Source organism: Candidatus Thiothrix putei (assembly GCA_029972225.1).
In the GTDB taxonomy this organism is placed as follows: Bacteria; Pseudomonadota; Gammaproteobacteria; order Thiotrichales; family Thiotrichaceae; genus Thiothrix; species Thiothrix putei.
In genome coordinates, this window is the sequence record CP124756.1 from 3,273,302 (window position 1) to 3,298,526 (window position 25,225).

Annotated in this window: 25 protein-coding genes, 1 tRNA gene and 2 pseudogenes; 5 read left to right on the plus strand and 23 right to left on the minus strand. The window is 49.7% G+C overall.

Going from position 1 to position 25,225, the window contains the following annotated elements:
- Positions 1–2: 2 nt before the first annotated feature.
- The 7 genes from nuoF to QJT81_16780 all read right to left on the minus strand — a co-directional run bounded on the left by nuoF (position 3) and on the right by QJT81_16780 (position 4,911).
- Complete coding sequence (nuoF, locus tag QJT81_16750; protein WGZ93437.1) at positions 3–1,283, minus strand: NADH-quinone oxidoreductase subunit NuoF; 1,281 nt, start codon at positions 1,281–1,283, stop codon at positions 3–5.
- A 4-nt stretch (positions 1,284–1,287) separates the two neighbouring features.
- Positions 1,288–1,809, minus strand: a complete 522-nt coding sequence (gene nuoE, locus QJT81_16755) for an NADH-quinone oxidoreductase subunit NuoE (GenBank protein WGZ93438.1) — start codon at positions 1,807–1,809, stop codon at positions 1,288–1,290.
- Complete coding sequence (locus QJT81_16760; GenBank protein ID WGZ93439.1) at positions 1,809–3,062, minus strand: NADH-quinone oxidoreductase subunit D; 1,254 nt, start codon at positions 3,060–3,062, stop codon at positions 1,809–1,811. Before QJT81_16760 ends, nuoE begins: the two co-directional genes overlap by 1 nt.
- Positions 3,062–3,775, minus strand: coding sequence for an NADH-quinone oxidoreductase subunit C (locus tag QJT81_16765; protein WGZ93440.1), 714 nt, complete (start codon positions 3,773–3,775; stop codon positions 3,062–3,064). Before QJT81_16765 ends, QJT81_16760 begins: the two co-directional genes overlap by 1 nt.
- Before the next feature lie 3 nt (positions 3,776–3,778).
- On the minus strand, positions 3,779–4,255 hold the full coding sequence (locus QJT81_16770; GenBank protein WGZ93441.1) for an NADH-quinone oxidoreductase subunit B family protein: 477 nt from the start codon (positions 4,253–4,255) through the stop codon (positions 3,779–3,781).
- Positions 4,246–4,602: an NADH-quinone oxidoreductase subunit A gene (ndhC, locus tag QJT81_16775; GenBank protein WGZ93442.1), complete on the minus strand. Its 357-nt coding sequence runs from the start codon at positions 4,600–4,602 to the stop codon at positions 4,246–4,248. The genes QJT81_16770 and ndhC overlap by 10 nt, the downstream gene beginning before the upstream one ends.
- A 224-nt stretch (positions 4,603–4,826) precedes the next feature.
- A tRNA-Leu gene (locus QJT81_16780) sits at positions 4,827–4,911 on the minus strand.
- A gap of 130 nt (positions 4,912–5,041) precedes the next feature.
- Here QJT81_16780 and QJT81_16785 point away from each other — a divergent pair.
- Complete coding sequence (locus QJT81_16785) at positions 5,042–6,163, plus strand: ISAs1 family transposase (protein ID WGZ93443.1); 1,122 nt, start codon at positions 5,042–5,044, stop codon at positions 6,161–6,163.
- Between the two features lie 9 nt (positions 6,164–6,172).
- Here the strand turns inward: QJT81_16785 and secG are convergent, their stop codons facing one another.
- The 6 genes from secG to rlmE all read right to left on the minus strand — a co-directional run bounded on the left by secG (position 6,173) and on the right by rlmE (position 12,322).
- Complete coding sequence (gene secG, locus QJT81_16790; protein WGZ93444.1) at positions 6,173–6,577, minus strand: preprotein translocase subunit SecG; 405 nt, start codon at positions 6,575–6,577, stop codon at positions 6,173–6,175.
- 61 nt (positions 6,578–6,638) lie between these two features.
- On the minus strand, positions 6,639–7,391 hold the full coding sequence (gene tpiA / locus QJT81_16795; protein ID WGZ93445.1) for a triose-phosphate isomerase: 753 nt from the start codon (positions 7,389–7,391) through the stop codon (positions 6,639–6,641).
- Between the two features lie 76 nt (positions 7,392–7,467).
- The gene (gene glmM / locus QJT81_16800; protein WGZ93446.1) at positions 7,468–8,802 is read right to left on the minus strand and encodes a phosphoglucosamine mutase; all 1,335 of its coding nucleotides are present in this window, start codon (positions 8,800–8,802) and stop codon (positions 7,468–7,470) included.
- Positions 8,803–8,822: 20 nt separating this feature from the next.
- The gene (folP, locus tag QJT81_16805) at positions 8,823–9,638 is read right to left on the minus strand and encodes a dihydropteroate synthase (GenBank protein WGZ93447.1); all 816 of its coding nucleotides are present in this window, start codon (positions 9,636–9,638) and stop codon (positions 8,823–8,825) included.
- Positions 9,639–9,713: 75 nt separating this feature from the next.
- The gene (gene ftsH, locus QJT81_16810; GenBank protein ID WGZ93448.1) at positions 9,714–11,645 is read right to left on the minus strand and encodes an ATP-dependent zinc metalloprotease FtsH; all 1,932 of its coding nucleotides are present in this window, start codon (positions 11,643–11,645) and stop codon (positions 9,714–9,716) included.
- 56 nt (positions 11,646–11,701) lie between these two features.
- Positions 11,702–12,322 carry a 23S rRNA (uridine(2552)-2'-O)-methyltransferase RlmE gene (gene rlmE, locus QJT81_16815; GenBank protein ID WGZ93449.1) on the minus strand — a complete coding sequence of 207 codons (621 nt, stop codon included), beginning with the start codon at positions 12,320–12,322 and terminating at the stop codon, positions 11,702–11,704.
- 46 nt (positions 12,323–12,368) lie between these two features.
- Between rlmE and yhbY the strand changes: the two genes are divergently transcribed.
- Both yhbY and QJT81_16825 read left to right on the plus strand, forming a co-directional pair.
- Positions 12,369–12,683, plus strand: coding sequence for a ribosome assembly RNA-binding protein YhbY (gene yhbY / locus QJT81_16820; protein ID WGZ93450.1), 315 nt, complete (start codon positions 12,369–12,371; stop codon positions 12,681–12,683).
- Positions 12,684–13,379 (plus strand): hypothetical protein, encoded by a 696-nt coding sequence (locus tag QJT81_16825; GenBank protein WGZ93451.1) that lies wholly within the window; start codon positions 12,684–12,686, stop codon positions 13,377–13,379. It begins immediately after the preceding gene.
- 62 nt (positions 13,380–13,441) lie between these two features.
- Here the strand turns inward: QJT81_16825 and QJT81_16830 are convergent.
- Together QJT81_16830 and QJT81_16835 are read right to left on the minus strand one after the other, a co-directional pair.
- Positions 13,442–14,489: pseudogene (locus tag QJT81_16830) on the minus strand (IS630 family transposase).
- Positions 14,490–14,554: 65 nt separating this feature from the next.
- Complete coding sequence (locus tag QJT81_16835) at positions 14,555–14,887, minus strand: hypothetical protein (protein ID WGZ93452.1); 333 nt, start codon at positions 14,885–14,887, stop codon at positions 14,555–14,557.
- Positions 14,888–14,990: 103 nt separating this feature from the next.
- Between QJT81_16835 and QJT81_16840 the strand changes: the two are divergent.
- Together QJT81_16840 and QJT81_16845 are read left to right on the plus strand one after the other, a co-directional pair.
- Positions 14,991–16,039: pseudogene (locus QJT81_16840) on the plus strand (IS630 family transposase).
- A gap of 484 nt (positions 16,040–16,523) precedes the next feature.
- Positions 16,524–17,519, plus strand: a complete 996-nt coding sequence (locus QJT81_16845; protein ID WGZ93453.1) for an IS30 family transposase — start codon at positions 16,524–16,526, stop codon at positions 17,517–17,519.
- 30 nt (positions 17,520–17,549) lie between these two features.
- On the opposite strand, the gene nrfD is transcribed toward QJT81_16845, so the two are convergent.
- From nrfD to tusB, 8 genes are all read right to left on the minus strand, one after another.
- Entirely contained in the window at positions 17,550–18,758 is a 1,209-nt protein-coding gene (nrfD, locus tag QJT81_16850) for a polysulfide reductase NrfD (protein ID WGZ93454.1), read from the minus strand.
- A gap of 20 nt (positions 18,759–18,778) precedes the next feature.
- Positions 18,779–19,531, minus strand: coding sequence for a 4Fe-4S dicluster domain-containing protein (locus QJT81_16855; protein WGZ93455.1), 753 nt, complete (start codon positions 19,529–19,531; stop codon positions 18,779–18,781).
- A complete protein-coding gene (locus tag QJT81_16860) occupies positions 19,528–20,049 on the minus strand; it encodes a hypothetical protein (protein WGZ93456.1) in 522 nt (173 codons plus the stop codon). The genes QJT81_16855 and QJT81_16860 overlap by 4 nt, the downstream gene beginning before the upstream one ends.
- Before the next feature lie 38 nt (positions 20,050–20,087).
- Positions 20,088–22,049, minus strand: coding sequence for an NAD(P)-binding protein (locus QJT81_16865; protein ID WGZ93457.1), 1,962 nt, complete (start codon positions 22,047–22,049; stop codon positions 20,088–20,090).
- Positions 22,050–22,111: 62 nt separating this feature from the next.
- Positions 22,112–23,668 (minus strand): (Fe-S)-binding protein, encoded by a 1,557-nt coding sequence (locus QJT81_16870; protein WGZ93458.1) that lies wholly within the window; start codon positions 23,666–23,668, stop codon positions 22,112–22,114.
- Between the two features lie 12 nt (positions 23,669–23,680).
- A complete protein-coding gene (locus tag QJT81_16875; GenBank protein WGZ93459.1) occupies positions 23,681–24,448 on the minus strand; it encodes a respiratory nitrate reductase subunit gamma in 768 nt (255 codons plus the stop codon).
- 96 nt (positions 24,449–24,544) lie between these two features.
- Entirely contained in the window at positions 24,545–24,880 is a 336-nt protein-coding gene (locus tag QJT81_16880; GenBank protein ID WGZ93460.1) for a TusE/DsrC/DsvC family sulfur relay protein, read from the minus strand.
- Between the two features lie 31 nt (positions 24,881–24,911).
- On the minus strand, positions 24,912–25,217 hold the full coding sequence (tusB, locus tag QJT81_16885) for a sulfurtransferase complex subunit TusB (GenBank protein ID WGZ93461.1): 306 nt from the start codon (positions 25,215–25,217) through the stop codon (positions 24,912–24,914).
- Positions 25,218–25,225: the final 8 nt, after the last annotated feature.

The window sequence follows — 25,225 nt, forward strand, 5'->3', positions numbered from 1 at the left end:
TGTTACCCCTGTCCCACCATGCTACGACCGTGCTTGACGTAGTACTCAAATTCCTCACGGAAGTGCTTAACGAAACTCCACACCGGCATCGCTGCCGCTTCACCCAAGGCGCAAATGGAACGACCTTCGATATTGTGGGAAATCTCTTCGAGCCGCGTAACGTCTTCCATCTTGCCCTTGCCTTCCACAATGCGGGTCAACATACGGTATAACCAACCTGTGCCTTCACGACATGGCGTGCATTGCCCGCAGGATTCGGAGAAGTAAAAGCGGGAAATACGTTGCAACACTTTGACCATATCGGTGGTGTCGTCCATCACAATGACCGCGCCCGAACCAAGGTATGAACCGGCTTTGGCAATGGTGTCATAGTCCATCGTCAAGCCCATCATGACATCACCCGGCAACACCGGAACGGACGAACCACCCGGAATCACTGCTTTCAGCTTGCGTCCGTTGCGCACCCCGCCAGCTAACGCCAGCAGTTCAGGGAACGGCATCCCCATCGGAATCTCGAAATTGCCGGGATTATTCAAATGCCCTGACATGGAAAACAGCTTTTCGCCGCCGGAGTTTTTCACACCCAGATCAGCGAACCACTTGCCGCCATTGCGCATAATCACCGGAATGGACGAGAGCGTTTCGGTATTATTAATCGTGGTCGGGCGACCGTACAAACCGAAACTCGCGGGGAATGGCGGCTTAAAACGTGGCTGACCTTTTTTGCCTTCCAGCGATTCCAGCAAAGCGGTTTCTTCGCCGCACACATACGCACCCGCACCGAGCGTACCGTACAGATCAAAATCAACGCCACTGCCTTGAATATTTTTGCCCAGCAAACCGAGTTCGTAGGCTTCTTTCACTGCCTGCTCGAAATGGATGAACGGTTCATCCATAAACTCGCCGCGCATGTAGTTATAGCCCACGGTTGCGCCAATGCTGTAACCCGCAATCGCCATGCCTTCTACCAGCGCGTGCGGGTTGAAACGCAAGATGTCGCGGTCTTTGCAGGTTCCCGGTTCGGATTCATCCGAGTTGCACACGATGTATTTTTGCCCCGGCATAGTACGCGGCATAAAGCTCCACTTCATGCCGGTGGGGAAACCCGCACCGCCGCGCCCGCGTAAACCGGAGTCTTTGATCGTATCAATGATTTCTTCAGCAGGTGTTTTTTCAGCCAGAATTTTACGCCATGCCTGATAACCGCCTACTTTGAGGTAGCTTTCCAGCGTGTGGGCTTGGTCGCCAAATTGGGTCGTGATGAAACAGACTTGATTTGCCATGTGCTTACTCCAGTCCGTCCAAAATCTCATCCACTTTTTCAGGGGTGAGATGGGTGTGGTATACGTGGTTGACCTGCATCATTGGCGCACTGCTGCAAGCGGCGAGGCACTCTTCTTCGACTTTGAGGAAGAATTTACCATCTGGCGTGGATTCGCCCAGCTTAATACCCAGCTTTTTCTCAATATGATCGAGAATCACATCCGAACCGCACAACATGCAGGAGACATTGGTGCAAACCGAAATGCTGTACTTCGCCGCCGCTTTCGCATCCATTTCATACATGGAGTAAAAGCTGGCAACTTCATACACCGCAATTTCGGGCAAGCCTAAATAATCTGCCACCGCATCCATTTTTTCGCGGGATAAATAATGGTCTTCGTGCATCACCGCGCGTAACGCTGCCAGCAATGCCGATTGCTTTTTATCCGCCGGATAACGTGCTAACCAACTATCAATGTCTTCACGCTCGTGATGGCTGAGCAAGTCGCTTTTGCGCTTGAGCATCGTAATGGGATGTTCAGTCATCAACGGTCAACCTCCCCGAAAACAATATCTTGGGTGCCGATAATCGCCACCACGTCAGCCAACATGTGGCCTTTCACCATTTCATCCAAGCCGGATAAATGTGCAAATCCCGGCGCACGTACTTTTAAGCGGTACGGTTTATTCGCACCATCCGAGACGATGTAGCAGCCAAATTCACCTTTAGGGTGTTCCACCGCTGCATACGCTTCGCCTTCTGGTAAGCAATAGCCTTCGGTCATCAGCTTGAAGTGCTGAATCAAGGCTTCCATATCCTGCTTCATTTCAGCGCGTTTCGGCGGCGCGATTTTGCTGTCTTCCAGCATTACTTCACCGGGATTCACACGCAACCAGTCAATGCATTGCTTGATAATACGATTGGATTGGCGCATCTCTTCGATTCGCACTAAATAGCGGTCATAACTGTCGCCATGCGTTCCCACCGGAATATCGAAATCCATCTTGTCGTAAGCCGCATACGGTTGCTTCTTGCGTAAATCCCATTCCACGCCCGAACCGCGTAGCATTGCCCCACTAAAACCGAGTTGCAGCGCACGCTCCGGTGACACCACGCCAATCCCGACCAGACGTTGTTTCCAGATGCGATTATCGGTCAGTAAGGTTTCGTACTCATCCACATAACCGGGGAAACGGTTGGTGAAATCTTCCAAGAAGTCGAGCAATGAACCACCACGGTTGGCGTTGAGGCGCTTAGCTTCGGCTTCGGTGCGGAAACGGTTCGGTAAAAATTGCGGCATGGAATCCGGCAGATCACGGTAAACACCACCCGGACGGTAATACGTGGCGTGCAAACGTGCGCCAGACACCGCTTCATACGCATCCATCAAATCTTCACGTTCGCGGAAAGCGTACAGGAACATGGTCATTGCACCCACGTCCAGCGCGTGTGCGCCAATCCACAGCAAGTGGTTGAGAATACGGGTAATTTCATCGAACATGGTGCGAATATAGAGCGCACGTTCTGGCGGGGTAATCCCCAACAGCTTTTCAATCGCCAGCACGTAACCGTGTTCATTGCACATCATTGACACGTAATCGAGGCGATCCATGTAACCGATGCTTTGATTATACGGTTTGCTTTCTGCCAACTTCTCGGTGCCACGGTGCAGCAAGCCAATGTGCGGGTCAGCACGGACGATGGTTTCACCGTCCATTTCCAGCACCAGACGCAACACACCGTGCGCTGCGGGGTGAGCTGGGCCAAAATTCAGCGTAAAATTGCGGATTTCAGGCATTAGTCATCACGCTCCACGGCTGGGGAAAAACGCTGGTCAGCGCGGATAGTGCGCGGAACCAACACCCGCGCTTCAATGGATACAGGTTCGTAAATGACGCGCTTTTGCTCAGCGTCGTAACGCATTTCAACCTGCCCGATGAGCGGGAAATCTTTGCGGAAGGGGTGTCCGACAAAACCGTAGTCGGTGAGGATGCGGCGTAAATCCGGGTGTCCACTGAACATAATTCCAAACAGATCAAATGCTTCACGCTCGTACCAATTCACCGAACTCCAGATGTCCACCAACGATGCCACTACCGGAAAATCGTTGTCATCACAGCGTGTTCGCACTCGAATACGCATATTGCGGCTTACCGATAGCAAGTGAATAACCACTGCGAAACGTTTACCCGCGAACTGAGCACCCTCCTCCTGCGCATCAAAATCAAACGAATCCGCTTCGGTGGCTTGTGCCGCACGGCTAAAACCGCTGCGCGAGGCAGTGGTCACATCCCACTCCACATCGCCATACGTGAGGTAATCAACCCCACACAAATCGGTTAGTTGCGCAAAATCCAACATGGAATCGTGCCGCAGGAAACGCGCCACTTCCAGCCAATGTTCAGCGGCTACTTCCAAGGTCAACTCGCCGTGCGCCAGAACGCTGGCTGACAGCTTATCGCCGAGTCCTTCCTGAACATAATCCTTAACAAATTCGAGTGATACAGCCATGAATTACCGCGCTATCGTGTTGGTTCGACGAATTTTATTCTGCAACTGAATAATGCCATACAGCAGGGCTTCAGCGGTTGGCGGGCAACCGGGTACGTAAATATCCACCGGCACAATCCGGTCACACCCGCGCACCACCGCGTAGGAATAATGGTAATAACCGCCACCATTGGCGCAAGAACCCATCGAAATTACCCAACGCGGTTCCGCCATCTGATCATAGACCTTACGCAACGCCGGAGCCATTTTGTTGGTCAGCGTTCCTGCCACGATCATCACATCCGATTGGCGCGGACTGGGGCGAAACACAATACCGAAACGGTCTAAATCGTAACGTGAAGCCCCCGCGTGCATCATTTCGACCGCGCAGCACGCCAGACCAAAGGTCATCGGCCACAACGAGCCAGTACGCGCCCAGTTGATCAGGGCATCGGCTGTCGTGGTGACAAAGCCTTTTTCCAGAACCCCTTCTACTCCCATTCCAGCGCCCCTTTTTTCCACTCGTAGATGAAACCAACAATCAGGATAGTCAGGAAAATACCCATCGCCACGATGCCGAACACCCCAATGGTGTCGAGCACAATGGCCCAAGGGAACAAAAAGGCGATTTCAAGATCGAAAATGATGAAAAGGATGGCGACGAGGTAGTAGCGCACGTCAAATTTGATGCGAGAGTCTTCAAACGCGGGGAAGCCACACTCAAATGGCGAATCTTTTTCTGCGTCTGGTCGGCGCGGGCCTGCAAGCAAACCCAAACCTAGCAATACCACTGCTAAGCCAAAACCGACTGCCAGAAAAACGAGAATGGGAAGGTATTCTCCTAGCATACTAACTCCTGGTGCAAACCGTAGCGTTCTCTCCAAATCACTCGGTTGTCTGTGATGCATGATTCCAAACACACACTGTTTGTATCACTATTTCGTTATACAGTCGAATATAACGGTGCATGAACCACAGATTAATTCCCCAAAGTGGGTATTGTCAGGTTTTAGCAAGAATTAGGTATAAAAGCAAAAAGCCCATCATCTTACGATGACAGGCTTTTCATGTATGGTACCGACGACCGGACTCGAACCGGTACAGCTTGCGCCACTACCCCCTCAAGATAGCGTGTCTACCAATTCCACCACGTCGGCAAAGCAGGCGCGAATTCTATCCTACTATTTCTTTTCTTGCACGGGTTTTTCATCGGCAACCAGGGCAATCGCTTGAAAGTTTGGTTGCAAAACATGCATAAATAAGGTTTTTCCCGAAAGGACAAAACCGATGCCGAACTTGCCGTCCAGCGCTATCAGCCGCCTACTGGAACAGTTGTCAGTTTTAGAAGACCCACGCCAGCAAGCCAAAGTTCTCTACCCCCTACCTGAAATCCTATTGCTGGGTTTGGCAGGCAGCTTAGCAGGGGCAGACGATGTGGTGGAAATGGTGCGCTGGGCAAAGCTAAACGCGGATTTCCTGCGCCGCTATTATCCCTATGCACGGGGCTTTCCCAGCCATGACACGGTGAGTGACGTGTTCAACGCGCTGAATGCTAAGCTGTTTTCGGAACTGTTTATCCGTTGGACAAACAGCCTGTCCGCAGGGGAGGCTGACCTATTGAACATTGACGGCAAAACCTCACGGCGCAGTGGTGGCAACGGGCAGAACCCTCTGCACCTGGTGTCAGCGTGGGCAAACCAGCAAAATCTAGTGCTGGGGCAGGAAGCCACCGACCAGAAATCCAATGAAATCACTGCCATCCCCGCCTTGCTACGCAAGCTCGACATTGAAGGCTGCTTGATCACCATTGATGCGATGGGGACACAAAAGGCCATCGCCAAGCAAATCGTGGAAGCAGGCGGTGATTACCTACTGGCAGTCAAAGACAATCAGAAAACGTTAGCAGAAGACATCGCCCTGTTTTTCGAAAAGCCGCCTGCCGGTTATGTGCTGGATGAAGACACCCAGGTGGAAAAAGACCACGGGCGGCTCGAAACCCGCCGTTGCCGCATTTGCACCGATGTTGCTTGGTTGGAACAACGGCAGGAATGGGCAGGACTTGCCAGCATCATCTGTATCGAGTCCTGGGTCGAAAAAGCAGGAAAATCCACCTATTCCATCCGCCACTACATCTGTTCACTGGCGATGATCGCCAAGGCCGCACAATATGCCGTCCGCTCCCACTGGGCAATCGAAAACAAGTTGCATTGGGTGCTGGATGTCCTGATGCGGGAAGATTTGGCGAGAAACCGTAGCAACCATGGCGCACATAATCTCGCCATCCTGCGCCACATGGGTACTAACCTGCTGCGCAATGACAAAACCAACAAACATAGCCTCAAAGTCCGTCGTAAACAGGCAGGGTGGTCAACTGACTATCTGGCACAACTGCTGGAGCAAGTCATGTAAGTAAGGCGATTATTCAAGCGATTGCCCTACATCGGCAACTGGTTTTTTCTCATCAACCACTGCCTTTTCTTCAACTTTGTTAGACGGCTTAGCATCAACAGCAGGCGGAACATCGCTAGAGGCTTTCTCGGCGGCAGGTGCTGGTGGTACATCACTTGACGGTGCTGCCGGGGTTTCTGTCTTGGTTTCTGGTGCAGCAGATTGCATAATGCTGACGGATTCCAGCGTGCGCCCTGATGCCAAAAATGCCAAGGCCAATGCCACCAAGAAAAAGACGGTCGCTAGAATACCGGTGGTACGACTCAAAAAGTTCGCTGAACCTTGCGAGCCAAATACCGTACCCGACGCACCGCTACCAAACGCAGCACCTGCATCAGCACCTTTGCCCTGTTGCATTAGGATTAACACAATCATAGCCACAGAAACAACGATCAAAATGATCAACAAGACATTGTATAACATAGTTTTTTGAACCTTAGTTACCGGCCTTGCAAATAGCCAAGAATTCGTTGGCATCCAGTGATGCACCACCAATTAGGCCACCGTCAATATCCGGCATTGCAAACAATTCAGCAGCATTCGCACCTTTGACGCTGCCACCGTATAAAATCTGTACTTTCGCTGCAACCGCTGCATTCAGCGTCGCCAATTTGCCCCGAATAAACGCATGAACATCCTGCGCTTGTTGCGGACTAGCGGTTTTACCCGTACCAATCGCCCACACCGGTTCGTAAGCAATCACACCGTCAGTCAATGCTTCCACACCTTCCAGTGCAATCACCGCATCCAATTGACGCGCCACGACCGCTTCGGTAATGCCTGCTTCACGCTCCTCCAGCGTTTCGCCCACACACAGAATCGGTTTGAGGCCATACTTACGTGCAGCAGCAAACTTACGTGCAGTATCAGCGTCTTGCTCACCGTAAATGGCACGGCGTTCAGAGTGACCCACAATCGCGTAGTCACAGCCAAACTCCTTGAGCATCGCCCCGGAAACTTCGCCAGTGAAAGCACCTGCGTCTTGATCAGCAATATCCTGAGAACCCAGACCGATACGACTTCCAACCACCAGTGCCTGCGTCATGGGAATGTAGACGTAAGGTGGGCAAACTGCCACCGCCACATTATCCATGCCTTCCAGTCCAGCTAGAATGCCACCCATCAAAGACTCGATACTCGCCTTTGACCCGTTTAGTTTCCAGTTACCTGCAACCAATTTTTGACGCATAACTCCACCTCTCTTTCAAGCAAGGGCGAAAGATTACCTGTATAATCTGTGGAAATCAATCTTCATTCCGGGCAGGTCAGGCGGCAGCCCGTACCGCACTGGCGATTTGCGCTGCCAATTCAGCGGTTTCGCTGGGGTCTTCACCCTCCACCATTACCCGAATCAATGGCTCAGTGCCTGATGCACGCAACAATACCCGCCCGCGATTCCCCAATTGTTGCTCAACTTGACGCACGGCATCCTGAATCTCGATGGATTCATCCAAATTGATCTTGTGCTTTGTTGGAACATTGATCAGCGTTTGTGGGTACTTAGTCATTACGCTTTTCAGATCACGTAACGATTTGCCCGTCATGCGCATGGCACGTAACACTTGCAGTGCGGCAATGATACCATCACCCGTCGTGATGAAATTGCGTACAATGATATGCCCAGAGGATTCGCCACCCAAATCACAATCGTGTTGCGTCATTTGCTCAATAACGTAGCGGTCGCCGACTTTGGCGCGGTAAAACGGTACGCCTAACGCCTGAATCGACTTTTCCAAGCCGAGATTACTCATCAACGTGCCAACCACGCCGCCGTGCAACTTGCCTTCAGCATGACGATGGTGCGCAATAATGGCGAGAATCTCATCACCATCAACTGTATCACCGTGCTGATCCACCATAATCAAACGATCACCATCACCGTCCAAGGCAATACCAAGATCAGCACGATAACGTAAGACGGCATCGCACAAACCATCCACATGAGTTGCGCCGCACGCTTCATTAATATTGATGCCATCAGGCGTGTTGCCAATCGCAATGACTTCCGCACCCAATTCCTTGAAAACATCGGGTGCAACGTGGTAAGTCGCACCGTTGGCGCAATCCACCACCATCCGCAAGCCTTTCAGGGAAACCGTATTGGGCAACGCACGTTTGCAAAATTCGATGTAACGCCCCGCCGCGTCTTTAGCACGTTCGACTTTACCCAGTTCGTCGGAAGACACGGTTTTAAAGTCCATATCCAACCAACGTTCAATTTCTTCCTCCACTTCGTCGGGTAATTTTGTGCCATCACCAGAGAAAAACTTTAAGCCGTTATCATCGTAAGGGTTGTGCGAGGCACTGATTACGATTCCAGCAGAAGCACGGAACGCACGAGTTAAATAAGCCACCGCAGGCGTAGGCATCGGCCCCAACAAACGGATATTGACCCCCGCAGCTACCAAACCTGCTTGCAACGCAGATTCGAGCATATAGCCGGAAATCCGCGTATCCTTACCGATCAGCACCAAAGGATGCCCGTTACTTGCCAACACCTTGCCAGCCGCCCAGCCCAATTTTAATACAAAGTCAGGTGTCATCGGGTAGCGCCCGATCTTGCCGCGAATCCCATCCGTGCCAAAATATTTTCTTGCCATTAGCCCATCTACCTTACTGATTATCTATTCATGACTGCGTTAACGATTTTGAGTGCATCGACCGTTGCGCCCACGTCGTGTACCCGTACAATATTTGCGCCTTGCATGGCAGCGATTACCGCGCCAGCCACACTGCCATGCAAACGTCCCTCTATCGGACGATTATCCAACAAAGTGCCGATCATGGATTTACGTGAAAGCCCCACGAGTATAGGCAAGCCCAAATCAGAAAACGCCGTCAATCCGCGCAATAAGTCCACATTATGCGACAAAGTTTTCCCAAATCCAAACCCTGGATCAAGAATTAAGCGCTGCCGTGCTATTCCAGCCGTTTCACAAGCCGCAATGCGCTCTTGAAAGAATTGTGAAACATCCGGCACCACATCGTGATAGTGAGGTGATTGCTGCATGGTGCGCGGTTGCCCCTGCATATGCATCAGGCAAACTGGCACGGTAAGCGGCGCACAGGCTATCAAGGCACCGGGTTGCTGTAAAGCACACACATCATTGATTAAATCAGCGCCTGCACCAACTGCCGCCAGCATCACCTCAGGTTTGCTGGTATCCACCGACAACGGCACGTCAAAACGTTCACGAATTGCGGCAATCACCGGAATAACCCGCTCCAACTCCTCTTCAATTGAGACAGAAGCCGCACCGGGGCGCGTGGATTCCCCACCCACATCAATAATATCCACACCCTCAGACAACATTTGCTCAACGTGTTGTAAGGCGCGGTCACGCGCATGAAATCGACCACCGTCAGAAAACGAATCCGGCGTAACATTCAGGATGCCCATTACCTGTACAGAAGATTGCGTGATTTGCCATGCCATTGCGTGATTCCACAAACAAAAGGCGCGAGTGCAATACTCGCGCCTTGATTCAATGAAGTGTGATACTAACGAAGCTTAATGCGAACTAGCCGCTCCGCCAATCACGCCACTATCGGTTTTGTTGCCGTCAATAGGACGTGATTTCGTTGGCGTGCCTTTGCCCCCAGAAGAATCATCATCAGTCCAATCGGCTGGTGGTGGTGGCGTTTCGCCACGCATCAACGCATCCACCTGCCCACGATCAATGGTCTCATACTTCATCAGTGCTTGCGCCATGGCGTGCAACACACTCATTTTGTCGGTGAGGATTTGCTTAGCACGGGTGTAGTTACGATCAATCACTTCGCGAATTTCACCGTCAATAGCATGTGCGGTTTCATCGGAAACATGTTTATGCTGCGTGACCGAGCGCCCTAAGAACACTTCGCCTTCATCTTCTGAATAAGCTAGTGGCCCCATGCGGCTGGATAAGCCCCACTTAGTGACCATGTTACGCGCAATACTGGTCGCCCGTTCGATGTCGTTAGAAGCACCCGTGGTAACACCTTCTAAACCGTAGATCAGCTCTTCAGCAATACGACCACCGTACAAGCTAGAAATCTGACTTTCCAAGCGCTGCTTACTGGCACTGTAACGGTCTTCTTCCGGCAAATACATGGTGACACCCAACGCACGACCACGTGGAATGATGCTGACTTTGTAGACCGGATCGTGTTCAGGAACACTCAACCCCACAATGGCATGACCCGCTTCGTGGTAAGCCGTTGCTAGTTTTTCATCTTCCTTCATGACCATTGACTTGCGCTCAGCACCCATCATGATCTTGTCTTTGGCTTTCTCAAACTCATTCATATCAACGGTGCGCTTGTTACCACGCGCCGCAAACAATGCAGCTTCATTTACCAAGTTAGCCAAATCAGCACCGGAGAAACCCGGCGTACCGCGTGCAATCAGGGATGGTCTAACATCATCGCCCAATGGCACTTTGCGCATGTGAACCTTAAGAATTTGCTCACGACCGCGTACATCAGGCAATGGCACGACGACTTGGCGGTCGAAACGACCGGGACGCAACAAGGCTGCATCCAATACGTCAGGGCGGTTAGTGGCAGCAATCACGATAATACCTTCACTGCCTTCAAAACCGTCCATCTCGACCAGTAATTGGTTAAGGGTTTGCTCACGTTCATCATGACCACCGCCTAAACCAGCACCACGCTGACGACCTACCGCATCAATTTCGTCGATGAAAATAATGCACGGCGCATGTTTCTTAGCTTGCTCAAACATATCACGTACACGGGAAGCTCCGACGCCGACAAACATTTCCACAAAATCGGAGCCGGAAATACTGAAAAATGGCACTTTAGCTTCACCTGCTATGGCTTTTGCCAGCAAGGTTTTACCCGTGCCCGGTGACCCCACCATCAATACGCCACGCGGAATCTTACCGCCAAGTTTTTGGAATTTACCCGGATCACGCAGAAACTCAACCAGCTCAGCAACTTCATCTTTGGCCTCTTCGCAACCAGCCACATCATTGAAATTAACTTTAACTTGGTCTTCAGTCATCATGCGAGCGCGACTTTTGCCGAAAGACATAGCCCCTCGTCCACCGCCACCACCTTGCATTTGACGCATGATATAAATCCACAAGCCAATGATCAGCAGGAAAGGTACCCAGCTAATGATAATATCCCAAAGCACAGAGCGCTCTTCTGGCGGTGATGCTTGGAACTTAACTTTATTAGCGACCAAATCATCAACTAACTTAGCGTCATTTGGCGGACTATATGTAATAAATCGGCTATTGTTACTGTCAAGTCCAATAATTTTCTGCCCTTTGATGTCAACTTCCTTGACACTCCCATTCCGAACATTCGTCAAAAAGTCCGAGTAGGGCACAGCAGCAGCAGGCTGAGCCGGAACACTGAATTTGCTGAACACTGCAATCAATACGAAAGCAATAACAGCCCAAATCAGCAAATTTTTGGTTAAATCGTTCAAGTGACTTCTCCACTATCAACTGGCGTTATCCATATGCAACACCTATTGCTAGGATATTACAACACAAAACCTTGCGCTAATACATAAACCTCCCTGCTGCGTGGTCTTGATGCAGCCGGTTTTCGCACTTTTACTGTTTTAAAACTGCTGCGGACATCACGGAGAAACGCCTCAGAGCCATCCCCTTGAAACAATTTCACCAAAAAAGTACCACCGGGCTTTAATACTTGTCGTGCCATATCCAGTGCAAGTTCACACAAATGTATAGAGCGTGGTTGGTCAACAGCATCTACACCACTCATATTGGGGGCCATATCAGAAATAACAAGATCTGCTTTATCCCCTCCTAACAAACTCAAGATTTCTGTTAAAACAGATTCCTCACGGAAATCTCCCAATACAAACTCCACAAACGGCAAAGGATCAATAGGAAGAATATCACTAGCAACAATTCTACCTTTTTGTCCCACAAACTTGGTTGCATATTGACTCCAACCACCAGGTGCTGCACCTAAATCAACCACCTTCATACCCGACTGTAAAAGGCGATCTTTATCCTGAATTTCCTGTAATTTGTAGACCGCCCGTGAACGATACCCTTCTTGTTGCGCTTTTTTGACGTATTCGTCACTAAAATGCTCACCCAACCACCGTTGACTGCTTTTGCTTCTTGCCATGCCGTGTTATCACTCATTACACTTCGTCAATTTAGGGAAGCGTATCATGGAAACGACTGGAACATTGACAGAAACTCAGAAAAAACGCCTACGGAGTCGTGCTCATACACTTAATCCTGTTGTCCTGATTGGTCAGCATGGACTTAAACCTACCGTGCTCGAAGAAATCACTGGGGCACTTGACCACCATCAACTCATTAAAATCAAACTGAGTGTCGGCGATCGGGAACTACGAGATGAGATGATTGAGCAAATTACTCAATATAGCCAGTCTCAACTGATTCAACGGGTCGGAAACGTCGCTGTACTGTATCGACGTAACGCAGACCGCCCCGATATCCTCAAAGAACAGGCTTTCTGAGTGAAACCCACCACGCGTCAAGGACAAATTGAACATATTCTCCAACAGCTCTCTCATCAAGAGCTAAAGGATTTTGTGTTAGACAAAGCGCTGCAAGATAGTGACTTTCGAGACACATTACTCATTTGTTTTGCAGATTTACTTGGCAGTGAAGAACCTGCCGAACCCAAATACCAGCAAATGCTCGCTGATATGATGCAACGCCATGTTAATGTGGATGGCTATGTTCATTCCGCCAGTGCAAATAGTTTGACGACCGCCGTTCACAATCTACTAGACGTTGCACGCAAAGCTACTACCCCAACGCGTGAAACCTTAGACTTGTGCTTAGCGGTAATCAGTAGCCTCCTCCCGAAGCTGGCAGAGAAAATGGAAGACCCCGAAGAGCACATCTATAGCTTGATGAATACCTCCTGCACAATTTTATGGGAATGCTACAGTGTGCTACCGCCTGAACGTCAACAAGCCTTATTTGATCGCATCTTACAGGAATACACCAAACCCCTTTACCTTGATCTGGATTTAGACAGCCACCTACTCGCCTTACTAAAAGATTGGGCGAAACACGACAACAAGCGTCAAAGCGTTTGCCTACATCAACTAGAAAAGTGGCTTAAGACACTCAAACAGGATCATTGGCGTAAGCATTACTTACTGGAACAAACAAATACATTGTTAACCTATTGGAAAACCTAAAGTTGCAATGTCGCTAACTGATCTTTAGGTATTTGTATTAACAATGGATTAGCTGATATACCTTACAGCGTCAAGACCTGAACATTTTTAAAGGTTTGAAAATTTGTTGTCATCAACTGGGTCAGTTCTTTCTTGTGATCGGTATCCAGCTTGTCGAGACAGTTGGTGATGGCCGCCTTGAAAGCGGGAAACTTATCATAGTATTTCGAGTACAAGCATTTTTTCTTGACGAACTTCCACAACCGTTCAATCAGATTGAGGTTGGGTGAATAGGTCGGTAAAAATAATAGTTCAATATTGAGCCTTTTCGCACAGGCAAACACGGCTTCACAGCGTTGATACTTGGCATTATCCAAGACCAAAGTGATCGGTATTTTGAGTGCTAACGCTGCAATTTTTTCCAATAATTCACACACGCTGTTAGCGTTGATATAGGAGTCGTTAGTGATCGTGATGAGTTGTAGCGTTATCGCATTGAGTGCGCCCAATACGTTGTAGCGTTGTCGACCACAGGGGGCTTTGATGAATACGCGGGAAAATGACCACAAAAACCCCAGAAACGGTGCTAACACGAAGTGGGCGGCATCGACAAAAAAGGGCGCGTTTGCCCTCCTTAGCCTCCTGAATGCGCGGTTTTAGTTCATTTTCCAGGAACTTTTCTTGTGCTTCCACATCAGCTTTGGCGGGTATCATCCCCACTTTACGGATGTCCATCCCTATTTTCTTCATAAAGACACGTACCCTGTCCTCACTGCGTTTGATGCCTGTCAGCTCCTCAATCTTAGCGGCTGCCGCCTTGCTGGTTGCGGGGGGATATTCACGAAAATAGGCTTCAATCTTGTCTTTATATGCCATCAAATCACTCTGTGGTTTATTGAATCGTATTTCTTTAAGAGCTTCTAAACCGTTAGGTTGTAGGTAGGCGTTTAGGTAGGCAAGCAGCGTGGCTTCTGTAATCCTTTCCAATCGTTTGATTTCCTTATGCGTCAACTGTTGGGATTTCAGGTACAGCACGGACATTTTCTTACGGACTCTGGGATGAGGATGGCGCTCCTTCCAGTAGAACAGCTCCGCTATCTCATCCTCAGTGAAAGTGATTTTTAATGTCATACATTACTCATGGCTGCTTTTGTTACCAGTCATCTAACCATATTTCCCTGATCAAAAAAACTATTTTATGGCACGGACTGGTATAACTGCAACCAACTCAATACATCTAGCAAATCATGAGTCGCCATTGCTGTACACCCCGCAGTCGGAGTCTCAGGACTTAGCCAAACATGCAGAAAAATAGCACTGCCACGTCCGACTAAGGTTGGGAATAGATTGTGACCAATCATCATACCATATTCATATTGATGATCATCACGGCGCATTCGCTCAAATGACCTCCAGTGCTGCTTAGGCTCGTTAGACAACGTTGGCGCAAGCGTGCGCCAACGATTGTAATCAGGAGAGTTTACATCATCAATAAAATAGTCACGTTCCCCAATGACTCGATAAGGCATTTGTATCTCAATCTGTGTTATACCAGTCCGTGCCATAAAATAGTTTTTTTGATCAGGGAAATATGGTTAGATGACTGGTAACAAAAGCAGCCATGAGTAATGTATGACATTAAAAATCACTTTCACTGAGGATGAGATAGCGGAGCTGTTCTACTGGAAGGAGCGCCATCCTCATCCCAGAGTCCGTAAGAAAATGTCCGTGCTGTACCTGAAATCCCAACAGTTGACGCATAAGGAAATCAAACGATTGGAAAGGATTACAGAAGCCACGCTGCTTGCCTACCTAAACGCCTACCTACAACCTAACGGTTTAGAAGCTCTTAAAGAAATACGATTCAATAAACCACAGAGTGATTTGATGGCATATAAAGACAAGATTGAAGCCTATTTTCGTGAATATCCCCCCGCAACCAGCAAGGCGGCAGCCGCTAAGATTGAGGAGCTGACAGGCATCAAACGCAGTGAGGACAGGGTACGTGTCTTTATGAAGAAAATAGGGATGGACATCCGTAAAGTGGGGATGATACCCGCCAAAGCTGATGTGGAAGCACAAGAAAAGTTCCTGGAAAATGAACTAAAACCGCGCATTCAGGAGGCTAAGGAGGGCAAACGCGCCCTTTTTTTGTCGATGCCGCCCACTTCGTGTTAGCACCGTTTCTGGGGTTTTTGTGGTCATTTTCCCGCGTATTCATCAAAGCCCCCTGTGGTCGACAACGCTACAACGTATTGGGCGCACTCAATGCGATAACGCTACAACTCATCACGATCACTAACGACTCCTATATCAACGCTAACAGCGTGTGTGAATTATTGGAAAAAATTGCAGCGTTAGCACTCAAAATACCGATCACTTTGGTCTTGGATAATGCCAAGTATCAACGCTGTGAAGCCGTGTTTGCCTGTGCGAAAAGGCTCAATATTGAACTATTATTTTTACCGACCTATTCACCCAACCTCAATCTGATTGAACGGTTGTGGAAGTTCGTCAAGAAAAAATGCTTGTACTCGAAATACTATGATAAGTTTCCCGCTTTCAAGGCGGCCATCACCAACTGTCTCGACAAGCTGGATACCGATCACAAGAAAGAACTGACCCAGTTGATGACAACAAATTTTCAAACCTTTAAAAATGTTCAGGTCTTGACGCTGTAAGGTATAGTTCTGCATAACCAAATGCCATCCCTAACGGAAACACACCAGCGGGTGCTTTGCCGTCTCCTTCCCATTTTTGTACCCCGACAGAACCATTAACGTGCAAGCCCCCTCCCCAGCCAAGTCCATTACGCCCCACCCTGACGGCAATGGACTCACCGACTGACCTCCAATGCGCCCCTATTTTCTCCATCCGTTGCAGAGAAGCTGTCGATGCATCCCAATCAGCCGTCGTCACCAGCAGAAGTTGAGTGGTTGCAACGGGTAGCTTCAGATGATCAAGCTGTTGCTCCGAGGCAGGAGAACAACCACTAAAACAAAGCAATAACAACAAAAAAACCGACACAAGGCCGGTTTTTTTATGAGGCGAATTCGTATCATAAGTGCATAGCCTGTTAATCAAGACGGGATGCGATTTTCCTTATCAGGTCAGAGGCAAAATGTGGTAAAAAGCATCCCGAAAAACCACTGACAGGAGAGCTTCATGGCTTACACACACCTTACCTCTGAGGAGAGGCATTATATCGAAACCCGGCACAAGATGAAGGAATCGACGGCAACAATCGCGTTAACCTTGGGGCGCAGTCAATCGACGATCAGTCGTGAACTGACCCGCAACCGAGGGCAACGCGGCTATCGGCACAAGCAAGCGCACACCAAAGCGCAACAACGCCATGCGGACAAGCCCAAAGCGGTCAAGTTGACCCCGGAACTGGCGGTCAGCATTGATACGCTGCTGGAACAACAATGGAGTCCTGAGCAGATCAGCGGTCGACTGAAAGCGGAAGGCAAAACGACTATTTGCCATGAAGCCATCTACCAGCATGTACTCAGGGACAAGCGTGCGGGCGGCAAGCTGTACCTGAACCTGCGCCGCCATACGAAGAAATACCGCCAGCGTTACGGCAGTAAAACGGGCAGCGTCAAAGGCATCCCCAACCGAGTGGACATTGACGAACGCCCAGCGGTAGCCAACCAGCGTGAACGGCTCGGTGACTGGGAAGCCGACACCATGATCGGCAAGGGACACCAAGGCGCACTGGTGACACTGGATGAACGCAAATCCAAGCTACGCCTAGCTTTTCCAGTGGCAAACAAGACCGCAGAAGCCGTAACCAGCAGCATTATCACCTTGCTGGACAGCTTCAAGGATTGGGTGCACACGCTCACCTTCGACAACGGCAAAGAGTTTGCCAAACATGAGCAAGTTGCCCAAGCCATTGGGTGCGAAACGTATTTCGCCAAGCCCTACCATTCGTGGGAGCGTGGGCAAAATGAGAACGCCAATGGGCTGTTACGCCAATACTTCCCTAAAGCAATGGGGCTATTGGACGTGACCACCCGACAGGTACTGGAGGCTGTACATAAACTCAACAACAGACCAAGGAAGTGTCTGGGGTTCAAGACACCTTACGAGGTGTTCCGAGAACTATCCGGCATAGAGGCCGAAAAGTTGGTGGGTTATGCACTTATTACTTGAATTCACCTGACTCAAAAATGAAGCCATCGTTTACTTACTATGCGGATCAGCCACCGCATCTGACAAAGAGTCCGGCAAGAACCGCAGCACTTTAATCCCGATAGTCACCATGACCAACGCGAGTGCCACACCGCCAAGACCCAACATCAATTCCCAGATAGTTGGCGCATACGCATTAATCGCACCGTCAAAGTAATCACTGGAAACCTCAGCACCGGGGAACAAGGTCAACGGGTACGCTTGTCCACCAATCAAAATCACATACAGTTGCGCAAAGCCACCCACGATAGTGAACGCTGCGGCTAACAACAACGCCACGCGGTTATTTGCCAACTTGCGGCAGAAAATCAGCGACAGTGGCAACAAACTACCCAACAGGATTTGCCCAACCCAGAACAACTGCGTGTAAACACCGCCGTCGAACAGAATAAAGTTTTCCACACCCGCTTTCTGCGCAATGTACAAACCGGTGAAATGACGCGCACCTTCCAGCAACAATACACCACCAATGAACACAGCCAGCAGGTAACGCAAGCGATTCATCACCACATCACCCAATGGACGACCTGTCCAGCTATAAGCGAAATGCAGCACCAGAATGAAAACCGCCAAACCCATTGCAAATGACATCACGATAAACAACGGAGCCATGACCGCAGAGTTGTAGAAATCACGCGCCACCAAGAAACCGAAGATTGAACCCGTACCAGTGGTCAGGATCAAACGCCATGTAAATGCCGCAACCCCCGCCAACTTGTAAAACTTCTTGACCTTACGATCCATCATTGTCCAGATATACACCGCTGATAACGCTAAGAAACCGTTATACAGAATGATGTTCCACGCGAAGATCGACTTGAAGTTATAAGTGGTCATGGCAATGATCAAACGATCAGGATGACCCAAATCCAACACCAGCACGATCAAACCACCGACCAGCAACGAAATCGCCAGCAATGCCGACAAACGCCCCATTGGTTGATAGATTTTCTTGCCGAATACTGTGCCGATTGAACCGACGTTCAATGCACCCGATGCTGCGACGATCAAACCAATCGCAAACACGTGTGGCAAACCCCAAACAACTTGATTAGTCATGCCAGTAACATGATGCCCATGATGTTCAGCGTGGAAAAATGCCAGCGCACCCAGCGCGAGGAATGCACCCAAAACCGCCAGCAGGATATAAAAACCCTTGCTGTCTTTGGTTTCGCGGAAAATGATTGCTTGACTAGCCATTGCTGTTTACGTCCTTTCCGTTAGATGCCGTGGTAACGCACGCCAGTGTTCAAACCGAGATCGGCACGGATTTGTTTACCACCGATGGTTTTCATCGCTTGGCTGACCGCGCTGTTCGGGTCATTCAAATCGCCGAAAATCACCGCATCCGGTGCAGCTTCCACACACGCGGGCAACTTGCCTTCGTCAATGCGATGAACACACATATTGCAGGATTCCACCGTACCCATGCCCCGTGGGGAATGCGGCTTTTGATCTTGCAAGGCTTCATGCACAAAACTGCGTGCTTTGTACGGGCAAGCCATCATGCAATACCGGCAACCGATACAAATGTGCTTGTTGACTTGCACAATGCCATCCGCACGCTTCATGGATGCACCTGTCGGGCAAACATCGACGCACGGTGGATTTTCGCAATGCTGGCACATCACCGGCAAGCTGAAACTGTTTTTGGTCAATTTATCCGTGACTTTCACCACCCGCGCCCAATGCGCTTTTTGGGTGTCAGCGGAATGGGTTTCATCGCCCCAACCGTGTTCTTTTTTGCACGCTGCCACCATGCCTGCCCCACCATCGGTGAGTTTGGTCACGTCAATCAACATGCCCCAACGCTTGGCATTAGTGACTGCTTGATCAACGGGTTTCGCGGCAACTTCGCCAGCGGCGTGTGCAGTTTGCAAGACAAAACTGGGGGCAACCGCAGCCACTGCCGCAACCCCACCCAAGGTTGTCATAAAATTGCGACGGTATTCATCAACACGGTTCTGATTCATTTCGCAGCTCCTTGTTGTAGTTGCGTCACCATTTGAACTTCAGCCGCTGTCGGTGCTGCTGCTGCCGTCACACCTTGCGTAAAGTGATGGCCTGCTGCACTACCAACGGTATGCTGATAATTCGGATCTTGATCAATTTGCGGACGATCAGCATGACATTGGAAGCAGTCAATTTTCTGCCCCACCGCCGCATGGCAGGTGGTACAAAAATGTTCCTTGTCACCGTAATGCAAAGGCGTACCATCTTGCTTAGTCGTTGAAACGTGGCAATTAATGCACTCTTTCAGACTGTGCTGTTTGGTACGGATACCTTCAATCATGGTCGCGTCACGCTGATGCATGAGCAGATCCATGTGTTTGGTACGGATAACATCTTCTGGTTCAACACACTGATCAGCCTTTGCTTTTGCTGTGGCAAGATTGAGGTCAGCCTCCGTAGGGGCTTTGCTACAACCTGCCAACAGCGTGGCAAAAGCCAACGTTGCTGCCAGAAATACGCTTGAAAACTTGCTAGTCATGCTGATTCCTGTCGAGCCTGCACTCATGGAAAGGACGCTTATTCGCCCAGACCCATTTCGATGTACCCAGTTGGGCAAACGTCTGCGCAGATATGGCAGCCGATACATTTGGCGTAATCGGTTGCAACATAACGACCCAGTGTCGCCTGTTTCTTAGGCACGCGGTAAACGGCAGTTTGCGGGCAGTAAATAACGCAGTTGTCACACTCAAAACACATACCGCAGCTCATGCAACGCTTAGCTTCGTTAATCGCATCGGCTTCTGCCAGTGGGTTCATGCGCTCTGCAAAGTGACCCAGTACTTCTTCAGCCGTTGGTACGTCTTCAGTACGCAGGTTACGTGCTACGGTATTGAAGTGCCCCAAGAACAGATCTTTGGAAGGCACGATCACGTTCTTGGAACGGTCGTCGTAGTTGTGAACCGCGTATTTCGCACCGTCAGTACCGCGCATGTCTTCCGAACGACTATCTTCATAACTTGCTGGATCCAAACCGGCTTCGTGCAGTTTTTCCATCAGGTCGAAGTGGTGTTTGTCGACTTTAGGACGCTTTTTCAGCTCTTCCGCACGCAAGTACTGATTGATGGTTTCAGACGCAATCGATGCTTGACCAATCGCAGTCGTCAGCAAATGCGGACGTACCGCATCACCAGCAGCGAAGTGACCAGGCTTACCCGGTACTTGATACAGCGCGTCGGCGTTGATTTGGTTGCGACCATTGTTCAGGGCTTCGATACCGTCCAGTTTACCAAACTGACCGATAGCAGAAACGATGATGTCGGCTTCGATGATGGTTTCTTTGCCGCCTTCTTTCGCGACAGGCATATTGCCTTTCATCACGCACTCGACCACTTTCAAGCCAATCGCACGACCATTTTCATCCAATACCAAGGCAGTTGGCATCACTTCCGTCAGGATAGTTACGCCTTCTTTCAGCGCGTCCTGTACTTCGTGTTCCGCAGCAGTCATTTGATCCAGCGGGAACAAGGTGGTCAGAGTAACAGCAGAAGCAGTTTTTTCACCAACTTCACCATGAACCAGTTTACCCGTCGCGGAATCTTCAGCATTTTCAGCGTAGTTAGCCAGTGTACCGATACGACGAGATACGGAAACCACGTCGATGGAGGTATCACCACCACCCACGCACACTACGCGAGGTGCGGTATATTTCATCGTGCCTTTGTTATAGGCTTCGAGGAAGTCAACCGCAGACACGCAGTTTGGCGTTTCAGCAAACTTGTCAACGAACAGGCCACGACCATTCCAGCAACCAACAGTCCACAGGATTGCATCGAAATCACTTTCCAGTGTTTCAATGGTTACGTCTTTGCCGACAGTGGTGTTGCACTTGATAGTGATGTCACCCATATCGATGATGCGTTGCATTTCTGCACCCAGCTTGTCGCGTGGTACGCGATAGCCCGGAATACCGTAGCGCATCATGCCGCCCAGTTCAGGGTGTTGTTCAAAGACAGTAGAAGCATGACCCATGCGACGCAACTGATACGCAGCCGCCATACCCGCAGGGCCGCCACCGACGATAGCCACTTTCTTGCCGCTCAATTCAGCCGGTGCTTCAAACTTGAAGCCAGCCGCAATCGCGCTGTCACCAATGTACTGCTCAACCGAGTTAATGCCGACGAAATCGTCAACGTCGTTACGGTTACAGCCAGTCTGACAAGGCGCAGGGCAAACACGACCCATCATGGATGGAAACGGGTTAGCATTGGTGGAACGGCGGAAAGCGTACTCCTGCATAGTCATACCAACAGGTGGCTTCTCAATGCCACGCACAATTTGCAACCAACCACGGATATCTTCACCTGATGGGCAACTACCTTGGCAAGGTGGTGTTTTGTGAATGTAGGTAGGGCATTTGTGACTAGTATCCGCGACAAATATTTTGTCGTGCATATTATCCCATTCGTGGTCGCCATCTTTAAAACGACGGTACGTGTGACCTTGACCTGAAAGCTTGCTGTCGTGAGCTGCGGTTGCCATGCCTATCTCCTGTTAATTTCAATCCGCTCCCGGCTATGCCGTGAGGAAATAAATGTCGTAATTTAGTCTTCGTCACCGTCTTCATCGTCGGGACGTGCCTGCACGGACACTTGCCGTTGCAGGACAAGCGCGTTACTCACCAACTGGTGAACACTAACAATTTGATCCATCGTGAAACCGTAATACGGCAACACCTTCGTAAACTGTGATTTACAAATCGCACAAATTGCCGCCATGTGCGTCACACCATTGTGCGTAGTCACGTGTTTGAGGGCTTCAGCACGCGGCTGAATGCCTTTCACGCGAATTTCCATCAAGTCATCGGTCAACAAACCGCCACCGCCACCGCAACAGAAGGTCGCGTCATGAATGGTATCGGCTGGCATGTCCACAAAGTTGTTACAGACCGCACGGATAACGTTACGTGGAATGTCGAACTGACCGCCGGGGTAATCACCCATCCGGCTGCCACGCGCGACGTTGCACGAGTCGTGGAAGGTCAATACTTTATCGTCATTCTCGGTCTTGTCGATTTGTAAGTTACCGGCTTGGATATGACTCCACGTGAATTCCAGAATGTGCTGTGGAATCGGGTAACGCTGATCCAAGAAATCAAACGGTCCTGCCAAGGTATTCAAGAAGCTGTACGCCACGCGCCATGCGTGACCACATTCGCCAAACACAATGCGCTTAACCTTATGCTTGATCGCCGCCTCGCGAACCCGCAAAGAAACCCGGCGCATGGTCTCGTAAGAGCCGATGAACATGCCAAAGTTACCCGCTTCTGACGCAATGGTACTCATCGTCCAAGTCACGCCAGTTTCGTGGAACACTTTCGCGTAACCAACCAAACCGTCGATATGCGGTTCTGCAAAGAAGTCTGCCGATGGCGTTACCAACAACACTTCCGCGCCGTCTTCATCCAGCGGAAAACGGACTTTAATGCCAGTATCTGCTTCAACGTCTTCTTCCAAACCTTCCACTGTGTCGAACAGTGCCGGGCCTGGCAAACCGAGGTTATTACCGATCTTAAAGACCTTACCGATAATCTCGTTACAATACTTTTGACCGTAACCAACGTGGTCAAGAATTTCACGTGCTGCCATTGAAATTTCAGCCGTATCAATGCCATAAGGGCAGAATACGGAACAACGACGGCACTGTGAACACTGGTGATAATAGTTATACCAGTCAGCCAATACTTCTTCAGTCAGGTCGGTTGCACCGACCAGTTTGGGGAAATATTTACCCGCAAACGTGAAGTAACGGCGATAAACTTTGCGCAACAAATCCTGACGTGCCACGGGCATATTCTTTGCGTCAGATGTACCGATGAAGTAATGGCACTTATCTGTACACGCACCACACTTAACGCAAATATCGAGAAAAACTTGTAGCGAACGGTAACGGCTTTTCAAATCAGCCATTTTACCCAGTGCGCGTTCTTTCCAGTTCGGCACTAACGCACCGATTTCAGCGAAATCATCCGGAAAATGCAGTGCTTTTTGGAAATCTGGCTTGGCGATGAAAGGGCCTTTGCTCTCCATCACCCCTTCGCGTACTGCGGGAATTTCGCAATACCCTTCGCCCGTCAACTTTGGAACTTCGTAATCAGCCACGGTGCTTACCTCTTATTTCTTCAGTTCGTCGAGGTAGTTTTTACCTTGACGTTCCAGTTCCAATGCCCAGCCGGATACATGGCGTTTTTCACGCGGGTTATCCACTTGGTTACGAGTCGGGCTGAAAAACACACCCGGTGCGTGCAGCAACTTACTGATCGGGAAGATAATCATCAGCAATGCCACCAACAACAAATGTACCAATACAATCGGGTCGGCTGGCAGACCGGCCTCACCAAAGAAACCGAAGGTCAACATGCCACCGAAAAATGCTTTAACTTGAGTGACATCCGCATGAGCAACAAAACTCATCATCAGACCGCTTACACCAATCGCAATCAGTAGTGCCAACATCAAATGGTCAGATGGCGCGGAAATATAACGCACGCGATCAACGAGGAAGCGACGCGCCCACAGACCTGCCAAACCCAATACCATTGTAAAACCTGCGTAACGACCAAATGGTTGCATAAACACCAAGAGTTCGTTCATATCCACAAAATAGCGGCTATGGCGAATCAACACTAACCATAAAGAAATGTGGAACAAGAACGCAAACAACCACAAGGTTTTGTTTGAACGAAACAAGCTCTGGAAAAACACCACTTCACGGAACATGCGCCATACAACACCGCCCTGCGTAACCGGTGCGGGTGTGGTCGGAATCTTCAATGGGGCTGGGGTGTTCCAGTATTGACGGACTTTTACAGCCACACCGCCAATCAAAATTAACGTTGCCGCCCAAAACAACAGTCCGTAAAGGATACTTACGAATGTCACTGCGTACTCCTGAAGTCATTAGTCTCTCTTCTGAAAACCTGTCAACAACAGGGCTTAAGAAGAGGCTCCGGCGCGAACCGGAGCAACTCTATATAATCACACGCAACCAGTTGGCTTAGGCAGACCGCCGTATTTACACGCTTGCTTGCCAGGGCCGTATGGGAACAGGCTGTACAGGTACTTAGAGTTACCTTTGTCAGCACCCAAACGCTTACCAACTGCTTTAGTCAGAACGCGAACCGCTGGAGCGATTTGATACTCTTCATAGTATTCACGCAGGAAATTCAGGATTTCCCAGTGTTCAGAAGTCAGCGTTACGTCTTCACCTTTAGCCAGAACTTCTGCAACTTCTGGAGTCCAGTCGTTCAGGTTTTCCAGATAGCCTTCTTCGTCCAACGGAATGTCTTTACCGCCAACGTTAATTGATGCCATTGTGTGGCCTCCTGTCAAAAAATGTTAAAACTTACAGCCAGCTTTGGGTGGTATCGTTATTTGCCGTCAGGTCTACAAAACCTGCGTAATCAACGCTCACAATCCCATCCATTACTTTGCCTTCCAAACCGCGTGCTGCCAGGTCTGCACCCAACACATACACAGTCTTATCAGACATCGCAGCCTTTACTTTACCAGAAAAGCTTGACCCGTCGACTGCACCAACCACGGCATCTTCAATCATCAGGATCGAATCACCTGCCTTGGCATGAGCCAAGCAGCTCTCAAAAGCCACACGTTCAAACGGGGACTTGTTGACAATATGTAACATAGACATGTTCAAAT

Excerpts from the sequence above, each read along its gene's own strand:
- nuoF (WGZ93437.1), bottom strand. The coding sequence starts at position 1,283 with ATGGCAAATCAAGTCTGTTTCATCACGACCCAATTTGGCGACCAAGCC.
- nuoE (WGZ93438.1), bottom strand. The coding sequence starts at position 1,809 with ATGACTGAACATCCCATTACGATGCTCAAGCGCAAAAGCGACTTGCTC.
- QJT81_16760 (WGZ93439.1), bottom strand. The coding sequence starts at position 3,062 with ATGCCTGAAATCCGCAATTTTACGCTGAATTTTGGCCCAGCTCACCCC.
- QJT81_16765 (WGZ93440.1), bottom strand. The coding sequence starts at position 3,775 with ATGGCTGTATCACTCGAATTTGTTAAGGATTATGTTCAGGAAGGACTC.
- QJT81_16770 (WGZ93441.1), bottom strand. The coding sequence starts at position 4,255 with ATGGGAGTAGAAGGGGTTCTGGAAAAAGGCTTTGTCACCACGACAGCC.
- ndhC (WGZ93442.1), bottom strand. The coding sequence starts at position 4,602 with ATGCTAGGAGAATACCTTCCCATTCTCGTTTTTCTGGCAGTCGGTTTT.
- QJT81_16785 (WGZ93443.1), top strand. The coding sequence starts at position 5,042 with ATGCCGAACTTGCCGTCCAGCGCTATCAGCCGCCTACTGGAACAGTTG.
- secG (WGZ93444.1), bottom strand. The coding sequence starts at position 6,577 with ATGATTGTGTTAATCCTAATGCAACAGGGCAAAGGTGCTGATGCAGGT.
- tpiA (WGZ93445.1), bottom strand. The coding sequence starts at position 7,391 with ATGCGTCAAAAATTGGTTGCAGGTAACTGGAAACTAAACGGGTCAAAG.
- glmM (WGZ93446.1), bottom strand. The coding sequence starts at position 8,802 with ATGGCAAGAAAATATTTTGGCACGGATGGGATTCGCGGCAAGATCGGG.
- folP (WGZ93447.1), bottom strand. The coding sequence starts at position 9,638 with ATGGCATGGCAAATCACGCAATCTTCTGTACAGGTAATGGGCATCCTG.
- rlmE (WGZ93449.1), bottom strand. The coding sequence starts at position 12,322 with ATGGCAAGAAGCAAAAGCAGTCAACGGTGGTTGGGTGAGCATTTTAGT.
- yhbY (WGZ93450.1), top strand. The coding sequence starts at position 12,369 with ATGGAAACGACTGGAACATTGACAGAAACTCAGAAAAAACGCCTACGG.
- QJT81_16835 (WGZ93452.1), bottom strand. The coding sequence starts at position 14,887 with ATGCCTTATCGAGTCATTGGGGAACGTGACTATTTTATTGATGATGTA.
- QJT81_16845 (WGZ93453.1), top strand. The coding sequence starts at position 16,524 with ATGGCTTACACACACCTTACCTCTGAGGAGAGGCATTATATCGAAACC.
- nrfD (WGZ93454.1), bottom strand. The coding sequence starts at position 18,758 with ATGGCTAGTCAAGCAATCATTTTCCGCGAAACCAAAGACAGCAAGGGT.
- QJT81_16855 (WGZ93455.1), bottom strand. The coding sequence starts at position 19,531 with ATGAATCAGAACCGTGTTGATGAATACCGTCGCAATTTTATGACAACC.
- QJT81_16860 (WGZ93456.1), bottom strand. The coding sequence starts at position 20,049 with ATGACTAGCAAGTTTTCAAGCGTATTTCTGGCAGCAACGTTGGCTTTT.
- QJT81_16865 (WGZ93457.1), bottom strand. The coding sequence starts at position 22,049 with ATGGCAACCGCAGCTCACGACAGCAAGCTTTCAGGTCAAGGTCACACG.
- QJT81_16880 (WGZ93460.1), bottom strand. The coding sequence starts at position 24,880 with ATGGCATCAATTAACGTTGGCGGTAAAGACATTCCGTTGGACGAAGAA.
- tusB (WGZ93461.1), bottom strand. The coding sequence starts at position 25,217 with ATGTCTATGTTACATATTGTCAACAAGTCCCCGTTTGAACGTGTGGCT.